The 14,737-nt window shown below is 48.6% G+C and carries 9 protein-coding genes; 4 read left to right on the top strand and 5 right to left on the bottom strand.

The features are described 5' to 3' along the window. Positions 1-9: 9 nt before the first annotated feature. Together C9991_RS03950 and C9991_RS03945 are read left to right on the top strand one after the other, a co-directional pair. Entirely contained in the window at positions 10-1,701 is a 1,692-nt protein-coding gene (locus C9991_RS03950; RefSeq protein ID WP_232823235.1) for a phosphoethanolamine transferase family protein, read from the top strand. Positions 1,702-2,698: 997 nt separating this feature from the next. Beyond that, entirely contained in the window at positions 2,699-3,118 is a 420-nt protein-coding gene (locus tag C9991_RS03945) for a hypothetical protein (RefSeq protein WP_106811296.1), read from the top strand. 103 nt (positions 3,119-3,221) lie between these two features. Here C9991_RS03945 and C9991_RS03940 read toward each other — a convergent pair whose 3' ends face one another. Together C9991_RS03940 and C9991_RS03935 are read right to left on the bottom strand one after the other, a co-directional pair. Continuing rightward, positions 3,222-4,520: a DUF2851 family protein gene (locus C9991_RS03940; RefSeq protein WP_106811295.1), complete on the bottom strand. Its 1,299-nt coding sequence runs from the start codon at positions 4,518-4,520 to the stop codon at positions 3,222-3,224. A gap of 117 nt (positions 4,521-4,637) precedes the next feature. Further along, entirely contained in the window at positions 4,638-7,799 is a 3,162-nt protein-coding gene (locus tag C9991_RS03935) for a glycoside hydrolase family 2 TIM barrel-domain containing protein (protein WP_106811294.1), read from the bottom strand. Positions 7,800-8,028: 229 nt separating this feature from the next. Here C9991_RS03935 and C9991_RS03930 point away from each other — a divergent pair, with 229 nt between their 5' ends. Then, positions 8,029-9,279, top strand: coding sequence for a M16 family metallopeptidase (locus C9991_RS03930; RefSeq protein WP_106811293.1), 1,251 nt, complete (start codon positions 8,029-8,031; stop codon positions 9,277-9,279). Between the two features lie 9 nt (positions 9,280-9,288). Here C9991_RS03930 and C9991_RS03925 read toward each other — a convergent pair whose 3' ends face one another. The 3 genes from C9991_RS03925 to C9991_RS03915 form a co-directional block, all read right to left on the bottom strand. Next, positions 9,289-10,290, bottom strand: a complete 1,002-nt coding sequence (locus tag C9991_RS03925; protein WP_106811742.1) for a DUF4369 domain-containing protein — start codon at positions 10,288-10,290, stop codon at positions 9,289-9,291. A gap of 152 nt (positions 10,291-10,442) precedes the next feature. Beyond that, positions 10,443-12,116 carry a tetratricopeptide repeat protein gene (locus C9991_RS03920; protein WP_106811292.1) on the bottom strand — a complete coding sequence of 558 codons (1,674 nt, stop codon included), beginning with the start codon at positions 12,114-12,116 and terminating at the stop codon, positions 10,443-10,445. 157 nt (positions 12,117-12,273) lie between these two features. Further along, complete coding sequence (locus C9991_RS03915; protein WP_106811291.1) at positions 12,274-13,563, bottom strand: THUMP-like domain-containing protein; 1,290 nt, start codon at positions 13,561-13,563, stop codon at positions 12,274-12,276. A gap of 187 nt (positions 13,564-13,750) precedes the next feature. On the opposite strand from C9991_RS03915, the gene C9991_RS03910 reads away from it, so the two are divergent. Then, positions 13,751-14,668 (top strand): phosphate acyltransferase, encoded by a 918-nt coding sequence (locus C9991_RS03910; RefSeq protein WP_106811290.1) that lies wholly within the window; start codon positions 13,751-13,753, stop codon positions 14,666-14,668. Positions 14,669-14,737: the final 69 nt, after the last annotated feature.

Below are 14,737 nucleotides of genomic sequence, written 5' to 3'. Positions count from 1 at the left end.
CAGATGGGGATGTCTATTAAAGAATTTATGCGCAATCTGCTTTCACCCCGCTTCCTTTACTTCTACACCATCCTTGGTCTGCTTGTGCCCAACGTAGCCCTTTGCTTTACCGAGCAAATGCCGTTGACGGCATGCGTAGCCAATGTCTTTTTGCCCTTGTTTGCCTATTCGTTGTTGATGTCTATGTCGGCAAAGGCAGGACGTCAGGTATGGATACTCTTCTTGTTGGTGTTCTTCGCTGCCTTCCAGATGGTGCTGATATATCTGTATGGCAGCGGAGTAATAGCTGTGGATATGTTCCTCAACCTGCTCACCACCAATCCTGGTGAGGCAATGGAGCTGCTTGACAATCTTGTGCCAGCAGTAGCCGGAGTGTTCATACTGTATCTACCGCTGCTCGTGATAGCCGCCATTCAGTGGACCAAACACATCATGTTGGACGATAAGTTCAGGCATACGGCACGCCGCCTGTCGCTTATAGGCATCCTCGTTTTTGCCACCCTTACCAAGCTGTGCTACTATCAGTATCCCGAAGGCAATGAGAAGGAGGGCAAGTTTGAGTATCGTCTGTCGGACAATATGTACCCCATCAACGTGTTCTACAATCTTGGTCTTGCCGTAAAGGAGAGTTGGCGGTCGGCACACTATCAGCAGAATGTGGCTGGCTTCAAGTTCAATGCCCGTCCTACACACGCCAAGGATTCTGCCGAGGTGTATGTGCTGGTAATAGGCGAAACTGCCCGCTCTGCCAATTTTCAGCTTTACGGATACCATCGCCCCACCAATCCGCAGCTGATGAAGACGCCTGGACTTATTGTGTTCAAGAACGTGAGGTCGCAGTCGAACACCACACACAAGAGTGTGCCAATGCTCCTATCTGCCGCCACAGCCGAGGACCACGACCGTCTGTACAGCGAGAAGGGATTGATAGCCGCCTTCAGAGAGGCTGGGTTCCACACCGTATTCTTGTCTAATCAGCGCCGCAACCACTCGTATATCGACTTCCTTGGCAGCGAAGCCAACTATTGCCACTTTATACGCGACGACTATGCTGGCGATAATGAGGACGATAAATACAGCGACGAGCTGTTGCTGCCGTACGTACAACGAGTGCTGGACGAGCGCCACAACAAGCTGCTCGTGGTGTTGCACACATACGGTTCCCACTTCAACTATCGCGACCGATATGCCCAAAGCAATGCCCGCTTTCTGCCCGACATACCTACAGAGGCAAAGGCAAAGAACCGACCGCAGCTGCTCAACGCTTACGACAACACCATATTGCAAACCGACCGCATACTTGCCAAGCTTATAGGCATGCTTCGCAAGCAGGGTTGTGCCTCTACCTTGATGTACACATCCGACCACGGCGAGAACATCTTTGACGACCATCGCCGCTTGTTCCTACACGCCTCGCCACGTCCGTCGCAATACGACACCGACGTGCCGCTGATTGTGTGGACATCAAAGACGTATGCCACGCAGCACCCTATAGAGTTTAGGGCCATGCTTGGCAACCGAAAGAAGGGTGTACAGAGCAATGCCTCCGTATTCCCAACGCTGCTTGGTTTGGCAGGTATTGAGACCCGTGCACGTGTCGACAGCCTCTCGCTCACCAACCCACGTTATCGTCTTGGCACACGCCATTACCTCAACGACCATAACCATGCTGTGCCCTTGGTAATGTATGGCATCAAGTAGAAAGGCTGTACCTCTACAAATAATATTCTTTTGGGGGCATGATGTTCCAGTTATTCCAGTTCTTCCAGTTATTCCAAATAGAGTATCCACATGTAACACCCTTTTCTATAGACTATATAATTAATTGATTATTAAGTAGTTATATATATAAAGAAAGAGGATTGGAATGTAGAAAACAATAATTGGAACAACTGGAACAACTGGAACTGGAACACGCCATCTTTATCTAAACGGCTAATTATCAACAACTTACAGTTACAACGATTACAGAATACATATATAATATCAGCCAAAAACACATCTATAAAGACGCAAAAAGCCGCAAAATTCACATAAAACGTGCTTGATTTTGCTCTCGTAAGCATAAAAAGGCATTAGTAAAACCATTTTACTTTAACTTTACTTATACTTGACGCACACGTTAGTAGCGCAAAATAGAAGCTTCTCTATCAGATTTGAAAGGAAACTGGCAGACAACGAGCTGATTTAAACAGCAGAAAGCCTAAAAATCGATTGCTCGAATAGACTAATTGGAACAATCAAAAGGCGTCACAAGAGATTATATAGTAGCGGAGGTCTCCGGCCTCCGCACCAATCAATGATACAAACTCTATTATTAGTAATGATGATGATTTGTATTCGACTTGGTGCTGCGGAGGCCGGAGACCTCCGCTACTTATAAGTTCATAATTGTATCGCTCCATATTCTGGATGAACCTTATATAATAGGCTCACGAGAGTAATCGAAAGACATAACGAGGCTAATCGATATACATCACGAGGCTAATCGAAAGACATCACGAGGCTAATCGAAACAGCAGAAGCGGATAGTCGCACAAAACCTTCTATAATTCCATCTACCCGATTAGCTAATTTTTCCTGTATATTTGCGTTTGTTTTCAATTTTTATTCATATCTTTGCGACCTATTTTTAACATTATCTATAAAACAACCACTTTTATATTCACAAGAAAAAGGTAACAGCCCCTCATCTACAATGGAGATGAGCATCAACGGCAACATTGTGCGCCTTACCACAACCTACTCGCAGACGGGCATTACAATATCTACAAGCGGCATCAACGCCGACGTATTGAAGTATCTGCGCAATACGTACAACGACGGTCTTACATTCGAGATAACAAGCTACTTCAACACCAAGCGCGTGGATGCCAACGGCAATACGGTAGCTGTGACAGGTGAGGAGCTACAGGCTATGCTCAACCGCACAACCATCTCGTTCACCAATACACCAGCGTTCTACCTCAATGCCTTCGGCGTGCTTAAGGATACGCAGACAGTTAATCCTAACGACTGCTTCGTAACTCCTGCCAATACAGCCCTCTTCGGCGACCGCAAGGAGGATGCACCCGAGCATGGCTCTACATCACATCTGTATATTTGGGAGCGCAAGTAAAGCGTAACGCAACAATAAACAACTAACGGCAAAACGTAATAGCACAATAAACAATTAACGGCAATTACACGGATATGGTTCGTGTGATTGCCGTTAATTGTTTTTATTTTTCTCTCTTCATGCTATGGTATCCAAACCTGCACCTTAGGCAGTCTTTACGCTCGCAGTAGCGTGTGTGCAGCTGTATAAGCGCCTGTGTGTCGGCAGCATTGTCAGCTGTTATGCCACACTCTTGCCAAAGGCGTATATGTGTGTTATCCTCGGGAGGCAACGATTCGAGTATATCTGCGGCACGCTTAACAAGCAGCTCGTCCTGCCGATGGCAGCCATAGGCATGCAGCATAGGCACCACGGCATTAACGATGAGGATGTCGATGGAAGCGGCAGACAGATGTTTGGCACAATCGCGGCTCTCATTACCGAAGGTGTAATGTGTCCGCCAATATTCGGAAGTCTCCGTTCGCAGTCTTTTGCGTATGTCGTCTATATTTTGACACGTGGTGATGTTGGCCAGTTCGGCACGTCGCGAGCAATAGAGCTGAGCCAGTTGCGACAATCTGATGTACGGGAAGTTCTGCGGACGCAGACGTAGGAAGCGCCACGTCTGCCGAGGCATGGCAGAAAGGTTAAACTTATGCGCAAGATAATTCCACTCGGTTTGCAGTCTCTTAAAGTAGGCATCGGCTGTAGCTGCTGTCCGTTGACGCTCGTTCATGGTCGTGGTGTCGAGCAATCCGGCAGAGCCTATAAACAGAGCCTCAACCTGAAAAGGATCGTCGCGATGATGAGCCACCTGCATAAACGGCAAGCGTGCAGCCCATTGCTCAAATGCCTCGCTGTTGACTCCAAACCCAAAGCTGCGTGCTATGGTGGCAAAGAAAGCCTGTTCCCAAGAGCCGCCAGCCATCTTCACACGTTGGTTTATGGCTTCGCACTTGTCGGCAAGACGCTCGGCGCCAAGCACACTCATCCACGAATGTATAGTAAGTTTAGGCAACTGCATAACTGTGTCGCGGCACGGCGGATAACGATCGGCAGCCAACAGACGGCGGTAGTTGTTGAGCACATATTTAGGAACCTTTAGCTCCATCTGTGGCGGATGCGTCCCGTCCATGGTCTGCACATCGGCATCTATTACCGACGCCACATGCAACACCACATTGTTGTAGGCAGGATCTTGGTCGTGCTGATGCAGCACCCAGTCGGCCGAGCGTTCGTGTATCTCCACATTGCCCACCCACAACGTGCCGCCGATGCGCAGTTTGGCATTAAAAAAGTCGGGACCTGCATGTGTGTTGTGCAATCCAGGGTCAATCACCTCCACCGTGCGTCCATCGGTAGTGTGCATCTCGTGCAATGGCAGTATGCGGTGTTTCCAGATGTAATGGAGTAGTTGTTCCATAATAATGCAATATAGGTTAGTTAGGCTTAAATTAAGAATAAACAAGGTTAAATCAAACAGCACACCCCAATAGGAGCGTGCTGTTTGATTTTTGTTTGGCATACGCCAATGTACTTATTAATAAACAGTCTTTGGCGACAGTCTGAACTTGAAGGTATAGTCCTTATATTCCACACGGTGTCCCTTGCGTGCTCGTCCGTCGGCATCCCAGCTGTTTACACCACCTACGCCCTGCTGAAGAAGGTCGATAAAGAGGTTGGTGTACTTTGACTTCTCAACCGACTGCGAGTGGCGCTGGTGCTTCTCCTCGCCCTCATCCAACGATAGTAGATCGTAATGCAGGGCAGAAGCCGAGAACATCTTGTCGCTCTCAACACGGAATCCGAATCCGCCTCCATCTGTCTGGTTCCACCAACGAAGGTCGCTCATAGTACCTGTCTCCTGAGGACGTACATAGGGGAAGAACAACTTGTCGGCAGTAGATTTGTAGATACCAACGTTCTGGGATAGCTTGCGGTCAGAGTAGTTCTCCACCGGTCCGCGTCCGTTCCACTGGCATTGGTCCATATTGTAAGGCAGATTCATAATCATGCCGAAGCGCAACATATCAGAAACCTTGGCACCTGGAGTGGTCTTTAGCTGCTGTGTAACGGTAAGAGCGCCATTCTCCTCGGTCTGATAGACAAGTGTGAGGGTCGACTTAACTGTAGGCATATCGTATACGGCAGTAACGGTCTTGGCCTTCTTGTCGGCAGAGATAGAGCGTAGGTTTAGCTCAGGTGTGCGCCAAGCCTTTAGCTCCTTCTGCGACTGGGCACCCATGTCGTTATCGGTTACGGCACGCCAGAAGTTTGGCTTAAGCGAGCCACCCTCGCCAAGGAGCGACTTGCCACCAACCATATACTTAGACATGAATCCGGTCTGACGGTCGAACTGCACCTCGAAGTTCTCGGCAGCAAGCGTTATCTGCGGCTGCTTCTTCTTGTCGGTAAGTTTAACAGCCTTGGTCTTGGCAGGATTTACGGCAAGGTCGGAGCCAGCAAACTCGCGTATAGGCAACTGCTGATGAGCCACGATGTCGCCCGCCTTAAGCAGTCCCTCGTCCTTCTTCAGACGGAATTCGATGTTGAGCATAACATCCTTCTGGCCCTTGTAATTGTCCAACTTGTATGGCAGCACCAATCTCATCTTCTTCTGCGGAGAGAGCATAGAGATGTCGGCAATGGTTCCGTTCTGATATTCTATGCCGTCGGCCACGATAGCCCACGACAACGAAACATTGTCGGCTGGGCGGAAGAAGTTCTCATTCTTAACAATAACCCATCCGTCTTGAAGGTTCTCGGGCTCCACCCAATAGTTCTGATACCAGTAACCTATCTCGTAAGCCTGAGGAGTAGGTGTGCGGTCGGCATAGATAAAGCCATTGCAGCAGAAATTGTTGTCCGATGGATCGTACGAGTTGTAGTCGCCACCATACTTATATATGGTGTTGCCCTTGTCATCCTTGCCGCGCAAACCCTGGTCTACAAAATCCCAGATAAAGCCGCCTTGGTTGGTAGGATACTTGCGTACGAGGTCCCAATACTCATGCATAGAACCTCCGGAATTGCCCATGGCGTGAGCATACTCGCACATGATGAGTGGTTTCTTCTTAGATGGGTCCTTGCAATACTGTTCCACACCCTCTGGTGTGTTGTACATCACGGCAAAGATATCGGTATTTGGACCCTCGATGGCACGTTCCCAATGTACGGGACGCGAAGGATCGTACTGGTTTATCCAATTCTTAGCGGCGGTAAAGTTCTTCGAGTCGGCTGTCTCGTTGCCCAACGACCAATAGATAACCGACGGATGGTTGAACTGGTTCTGCACGTTGTGCTGGTTGCGCTCAAGTATAGGTAGGGCGAATATCTCCTTTGTGGTGATGGCATCCTCGCCGTAGTAGAATCCATGGCTCTCCTGGTTTGCCTCGGCGCAGACGTATAGACCATACTCGTCGCATAAGTCGTAGAACTCGGGATCGTCAGGATAATGACATGTACGCACGGCGTTGACATTAAACTGCTTCATAAGTTTTATGTCCTCAATCATGCGCTCGCGAGACACAACGTAGCCACCATCGGGATCAATTTCGTGGCGATTGGCACCCTTGATATATACAGGCTGACCGTTTACAAGCAACTGTGCGTTCTTGATCTCAATCTTGCGGAAACCTGTGCGCACCGGAACCGACTCCACATCCTTGTCGTTCTGCTGAACCGTTACAACCACCTTGTATAGGTTAGGTGTCTCGGCTGTCCACTTAAGCGGATTCTCTACGTCGAACTTAACGGTAGCGTTAATCTCGGCAATGCTCTTGCCAGCCTTCTTCTTTACCTTTGTGGTGTTGAGAATCTTGCGGCTCACGATGTCGCCGTTAGGAGCAATAAGGTCAACAAGGAAGCGAGCGTTGCCCTTTGCCTTGAGGTTTACGGCAAGCGATCCGTTCTTATATTGAGCATCGAGGTCTGGTGTTACGCGTACATCGTCTACATGTGCTGTTTTAGAACGCGAGTAAAGGAAACAGTTGCGTGCCACACCCGATAAGCGCCAGAAATCCTGGTCCTCGCTATAAGAGCCGTCGCACCAGCGGAATGTCTGAAAGGCTATGAGGTTGTCGCCCTTCTTAAGGAAAGGAGTTAGATCGAACTCGGATGCCGACTTAGAGTCCTCGGCATAACCTACAAAGTGGCCGTTTACCCATAGGTAGATGTTGGATGTAACCGAACCGAAATGGGCAATAACCTGACGTCCGTCCCATGAATCAGGTATGTGGATTGTGCGGCGATAAGAGCCCACATGATTATCCTTTGTAGGCACCTCAGGCGGATTGTCCTTAAAGTGTCCGCGCCAAGCAAAACCTATGTTTACATATTCTGGGTCACCATATCCGTTGAGTTCCCAAATGCCAGGAACACGCATGGTCTTCCACGTAGCGTCGTTGAAAGAGGGATTGAAGAAGTCGGTAGGACGCTGGTCGGCATTCTCTACCCAATTGAATTTCCAATCGCCCTCGATAGAAAGATAATTTGAGGACGATTCGCGGTTGCCCTTCAAGGCTGCATCACGGTTCTCGTAAGCAAAGAACGATGTGCGCGAAGGGAAACGGTTGACATTGTTCACCGACAAGTCGTGCCACTCGGTAAAGGTGGGCTGTTGAACCTTATCGGTTGTGTCGGCTGCATAGATAAGGCATGGCGACATGCCGGCTACAGCCAAAGTCAGTAATAGATGTTTCATAGACGTTATGTTGTTAATAAAATATATCGGTTTGTAAGGTGGGTGTAATTAAATAAGATTATAACGACTACAAAATTACAGAAAATAACCGATTATTGTGTCGGCTTGTGTGTTAATGAATGATAAGCGACAAAGAATGAACTATAAACGGCAAAGAATGAACGATATACATACGAAAAAAGTGTACCTTTGCAGATAGTAAAGAAAAACGAAACAAAAAGCAACTGAAATGAATTATAATACACATACGCTGACCAACGGTCTGCGCGTTATTCATCTGCCGTCGGCATCGCCGGTGGTTTATTGTGGCTATGCCGTGGCTGCCGGAACACGCAACGAGGAAAAGGGCAAGGAAGAAGGTATGGCACACTTTTGTGAGCATACCACCTTCAAGGGCACAAGCCGACGCACTTCGATGAACATACTTGGCTATTTGGAGAGCGTTGGCGGCGACCTAAACGCCTTTACCAACAAGGAGGAGACGGTATATCATGCTGCCGTACTGAAGGGCAACATAGACCGCGCTGTGGACTTGCTTACCGACATTGTGTTTAACAGCACTTATCCTCAGGCAGAGATAGACAAGGAGGTAGAGGTTATTGTAGACGAGATTGAGAGCTACAACGACTCTCCATCCGAACTTGTGTACGACCTCTTCGAGAATGCCATATTTAAGGGCCATCCGCTCGGGCACAACATTCTTGGTACTGCCCAACAGTTGCGCACATACAAGACCGAGGATGCCCTGCGCTTTACACGTAGATATTACAGACCGGACAACTGCGTGTTCTTTGCTTATGGAGATGTTAAGTTTGAGAAACTTGTAAGATTGCTTGAGAAGGCTTCGGCTGCATCTATAACATCGATTTCGTCATCAACGGATATGGCTTTGCCAATAACAGCCCCAGCCACACCACTTCCGCCGTATAAGGCACAGCACATAGAACACCACATGGACACGCATCTGGCACATGTGATGATTGGTACACGTGCCTACAACGTGCACGACAATCGCCGCATAGCCTTGTATCTGCTTAACAACATACTTGGTGGACCTGGCATGAATGCCCGTCTTAATGTATCGCTACGCGAGCGCCATGCTCTTGTGTATACGGTGGAAAGTATGCTTCAGAGCTACTCGGACACGGGATTATGGGCCGTTTACTTCGGTTGCGATCCACGCAACGTTAACCGTTGCTTGCGCCTAATAAGACGAGAGCTTGACAAGGTTATGGAGAAACCTATAAGCGAGGCGGCTCTAAGAGCTGCCAAGAAACAGATAAAGGGCCAAATAGGCATAGCTTGCGACTCGCGCGAATCGTTTGCACTCGACTTTGCCAAAGGTTATCTGCACTATGGATGGCAGAAGGATATAACAAGGCTGTGCAAGCATATAGACGCCTTGACAACAGACGACTTGCTGAAAGTGGCAAGGGAGACGTTCGCAGAAGAGTGTCTTACAAGACTGATTATAAGATAGGCATGCGCTTTAAAGCATGCCTATGAGTCTGCTGAATTCGATATGCTGCTCGGCTATCGCCCCATTCTTTATCAATATATTGTCGGGCAGATTGTACAATCCCAGCTTGTTGAACAAGTCGCCATTCACCATACGGCCATCGCATATGGTAGTAATATTATCGGCACCATACTGTTTCAACGTACGCTGGCACGAGTTCTTGTCGGGATTAAGACAGATGCTTACAACCTTAAGCTTGCCATCCGACTGGCGTTCCTTGTCGGCCAACTGGCGTAGCTGTGATGTAGAACTGTAGTTCCATGTTGCCCATACGTAGAACACCACATTAGGAACAGAGGCAAGCGTAGCGTTGTTCACAACCTTGCCATTGATGTCATTGGCAGAGAAACGTGGAAGCTTTGCCCCATTGTTGATGGTTGTCTTGCCATTGCACGAAGCAAGCAGACTGGCTGCAAACTGGTTGTCGGGCTGCTTCTCGACAATAAGCTTTAGCAGACGAGCGGCTGTAGTATAATCGGGACGGTCGACAGCTACAAGATAACGGCGCACCAGATAAACGGCTACGGCACTCTCTGGATTGTCCTCGGCCATCTGTATGGCACACTTCTTTATCTCGGCAGGCGACGCCGATAGTATCTGCTCGCGAAATGCATTCATCAATTTGTTGGCCTTGGTGCCCTTGACAGTAAGTTCCTTAAGGTGCGAAGCGTTGCCCTTGATGTCTACACTCTTGCCTGGTTCGGCAAAGACAGGCTGCTCGGTGAAGTTGGGGAACACTATCATCAAGGTCATAGGACGGTCGCACTCTACAAGATAACTGAATCGTCCTGCCTGCACCTTTATAGTGTCCATGCCATGCGTAACGCTTCCATCAGGCGAATAGACGTAGAACTCGCCTTGGTTGAGGTTCAGCAAATGACCGTCTATCTTGAAGTGGTGGCTGTCGGTACCGCATGAGGCAAGAAGAAGTGTGAGAAAACTCAGTAACGAAACAAGAGAATATTTCTTCATATTGTTGGGCATTTAAGGGTAGATGTAATGGGTGTCGCTCTTTCCGCTTACAGCAGAGGATGTCCGGCAATTACAACATTCCTAATATAATTAACGGCAATTATACGATATGCCTCGTGTAATTGCCGTTAGTTTTTATAGTTATAGTTTTATTACTTCAGAAGCGAGAGCTCCAAGTCGTTCTCAGCATACTGCTTGAGCGAAGGATCCTTCTGCAGAGCCTCCTTGAGGTAAGAAGAAGCAGCAAACTTGTTGCCACGACGAGCAGCTACAACAGCATGCAAGTAGTCGGTCATGGCGTTCGGGTTCTGAACCTTGTCAAGAGTCTTGGCGGCAGCAGCATAGTTCTTGTTAAGGAGCTGTGCCAAGGCAGCTGTATTGCTGTTGGTCTTGCCGAAGTACTGCTCAGCCTGAGCGTAGTTGCCCTTTGCTATGTTAAGAGCACCAAGAGCAGCCTTTACGTTCTCCGAATTGGCCGACTTAGATATAGCGCGCTCTGCATCCTGAACGTTGCCGTTAACAAGAGCGAGCAAGCCCATATTAGCCTGAGCCTCTGGTGTATCGCTACCAAGCGAAGCTGCCTTCTCGGCATACTTCTGTGCGGCAGCCTTATCGCCCTTTGCAAGAGCCAAGGCTGCGAGGTTGTTGTATGCACGATAGTCCTTGTCGTAAATCTGTGTAGTCTTGGTGTAGATAGCCTCCTGCTCGGCAGGTGTCTTGTCGAATGTAGCAAGATAGAGCAACTCGTCGGCGCTCAACTTAGCTGCATCGTCCTTATACTGCTGCTCGATTTGCTCGTCTGAGCGGCCAATTGTCTCGTAATTGATGATAAGGCGTGAACGACGCAACTCAGGAAGGATGCCGTCGGCAAGCTCGCGGAAGCCTGCAGACATGTTGCGAATCTGCTGCTCGCGCTCCTGAGGATCCTCGTACATAGAGAGAACACGAAGGATAACGTCCTTGTCCTGGAGGTTAGATGCTGCAACGAGCTTCTGGAAACCATCCCAGTCCTGTGCTGTATAGTGAGCATCGATATCGGCATTTACCTTATTCTGCTTCAAAGTACCCTTAACATACTTCTCCGACTCGTTCTGACGCTTGCCTGCAAGCTGGTCGTTAAACTTAACGCCACCCTCTGGCGAAGCGTAAGCCTGAATCTCAACATTCTGGATGTTGAAGCCCTCGCGGTCGGCATTAATCTTCTTAAGCATCTGTACAAACTCCTGTACAGAGTTGTTCTTGAGCTCGCTCTTGCGGATGTTGGCCTGGTTGATAAGGAACTTGATGTTGGCTTCCTGCTTCTTCTCGTTTACACGCTGGAATGTGTCAGGAGCGATGATGCCGCTCTCCGAAGCAAGAGTCTTCTTGTAAAGCTCAGAAGTTGCGATAACGCCGTTGGCCACCTTAACGGCAGGAACCTTCTGCTGCTTCTTGCCTATGCGGGCGTCGAATGTAAGGTACATCTCGCTCTTCTGCATATCAGGAACATAGTTGAACGCTGTCTTCATTGTGTAGCGTCCACCTACCTTGTAAGAGATAGTCTGGTCATTACCCATAACCTTCTCGCCCTGGAATGTGGCGCTGTTGCCCTTAGCAACCTGGCCGTCTGCATAGCGCAGCTCAGGAGTTACGGTTACAACGGCCTTCTTCTTCATATACTTCTCAGGGAATGTACCGTTGATTGTAGCAGGCACCTGACCTGCTTGAGTCTCGAGAGGGTTAGGTGTCACGGTGAAGTTGTCGGCTGACAGAGCGCCGAGCTTCGAACATGACGACATCATCAGCACAGAGGCTGCTGATAGAATAAATAAGCTTTTCTTCTGCATGTTTTATTATGAATGTTATTAATTTGTTTATTGTTACGAATTGTTTTTAGTTTTACTTTAAGTTGCAAAGTTACTGATACAAATTGTAAGGAGGTACAAACCTTGGCTAATTTTATGTTTAATTAAAGATTTTAGCCGTATTAAACAAAGGCTTTATCTACTTGCGGCAGATTATCAGCACGTGCTCGCCCTCCATTGTTGTTGTGGCAAAGATGTATGTATCGCCACCATCGCGCAACTTAAGGCGCTTGCGAAGCTCGGCTACAGACATTGGAAAATTGCGCACAGCTATATTGGCTTGCTTCAAGGTACCAAGTGTCTGCTTTAGCTGACGTTTGTTGAGCGTGCATACAGCTTCTATTGCAAACTTTCTGCCTGGAAACTGCTCTACCCTACCCGATGAAACAAACAGATGACTGTTAGGGCCTATAGCCTCAACACCATATGCTTGCGACAGTTCGGCAAAGCATCCTGCCTTCATTATTGAGGCGTTGGGCTCGAAGAGGAATTGAGAGTTGAGAGTTGAGAGTTGAGAGTTGAGGGTTGAGGGTTGAGGGTTGAGGGTTGGGGGATTGTCGGCTGCACCTCCGATGGTATAACAAAACTCGCTGCGCTTATACTCGCCATCAGCCTCTGCCTTAGGCATAATGTCGACACAGTATACACGCACCCCATTCTCTAAGCTGCCACTATCGACCGAGGAAACAGAAACCTTGCCTGCAAGCACAAGCAACAGCTCCTTACACTCGCCACCTACCGACACTATATGCACCTCGTCCACCGTTCCTTTAAGGTCGGCTATGGCCTTATGCCAATCGAGCATAGGCGAGAGCTTAAGCATTACAAAGCGTGCCTTCGACATAAGCTGTGGCAATAGACGGCACACATCTGGAGTACAGTCGGCCATGAGCACAGTCTTGGCGCCATGCTCGTCGCGTCGAGCTGGGTCAAGAAACAACATTGTCTGCTGTGGCATCGTGGCAAGACTGTCTTCGGCCTCGGCACAAACCACATTGGCGTTGCTAATACCAAGCCGTGGCAGATTGCCGCTTACAACATCGCATAGGTATGAATTGCGCTCTACATAGGTGGCCGAGGCAAAACATCGGGAGGTAAAGGAGAAGTCTACACCAAATCCACCCGTAAGATCGGCCATGCTTGTCGTTGCTCCACCATGCCCTACACCAAGCTTGTTGAGCCAACGAAGCGCCACCTCTTGCTTGTAACGGGCAGTAGGCTCAGACGAGCATTGCTCCATATTGAGATGCGGAGGATAGACCACACCATCGCACGATGCCCATGATGGCAACTTCTGACGTGCAGTCTGCCAACCCTGTATCTGATTTAGGGCATAAGGCATGTCTACATCTGGATAGCGACGAGCCTGAAGGGCAAGGTCGCGAGGATTGGACAAACGATGCTGAAGGATAAATTCGGATGTGGTCATATGTGGATGATGTGGTTTGAGTGGTTTTAAATGCAAAGTTAATGAAATCTTGATATTTATGTAAAAAAACCACACGAAATACTTTGCCAATCAACTAAGTTGCACTATCTTTGCCAAAGAATATTGCACATTCGGTAAATATTTGAGCAATCAACAACTGCCGACTAATTTAACTCAAACAATCTATATGAATCCTATTGTTGACTTTAAAGCCTTGCCCGAACGCATACGCTCTGCCGGAAAGCGTGTCATAGTTGCCGTGGCATCTCCTGCCGACTCGCATACAGAGGAGGTGATTGAGCGTAGCATCAGCGAAAACTTCGCACAGTTTACACTCGTTGCCGTGGAAGGCAAGCAGACCATTGCCTGCCGCCTTGCCGCTGACTATCCCGAACATGTTAACATAATAATGGCTGCCGACGACGACGATGCCGCAAGGCTTGCCGTTAAAGAGGTGCGCGAGGATAGAGCCCACGTGCTGATGAAGGGCTCGCTAAACACCGACAATTTGCTGCGTGCCGTGCTCAACAAAGAACATGGCATACTGGTTAAAGGCAGCGTGCTTACACATATAGCAGTTGCACAGATACAGGGCATGAACAGATTGCTGTTCTTCTCGGATGCTGCCGTCATTCCCTTCCCTACTACCGAGCAGCTGGATGCAGTCACCACATACATAACACAAACTTGGCGCAGCATTACTGGTGGTGATAAACCACGCGTGGCACTTACTCATTGCACCGAGAAGATAAGCGAGAAATTCCCCATTACGCTGTCTTATCAGGATATCAAGCAATATGCCGCCCAGGGACGATACGGCGATGTTTGCATAGATGGACCAATGGACGTTAAGACGGCTTGCGATGCCGAGAGCGGTGCAATTAAGGGTATTGCGTCGCCTGTTGTAGGCAATGCAGACATCTTGCTGTTCCCGGATATCGAGGCTGGCAACACTTTCTATAAAACTATCACTTATTTTGCCCATGCCACAGTTACTGGCATGCTTGCCGGAACTACCGCCCCAGTGGTGGTTACATCGCGTGCCGACTCTGCCGAATCCAAGTTCTACTCGCTTGCTGTAGCGTGCATGAGAGCGATTAGATAAGTGAAAAGTGAAGAGTGAAGAGTGAAGAATCCATTTGTTAAGGGAAGAGTGAAAAGTGAAGAGTGAAAA

It is taken from the genome of Prevotella merdae, from assembly GCF_900290275.1.
Taxonomy (GTDB): Bacteria; Bacteroidota; Bacteroidia; order Bacteroidales; family Bacteroidaceae; genus Prevotella; species Prevotella merdae.
The sequence above is the reverse complement of the archived record's forward strand: the minus strand, read 5'-3'. Positions and strand labels throughout refer to the sequence as shown.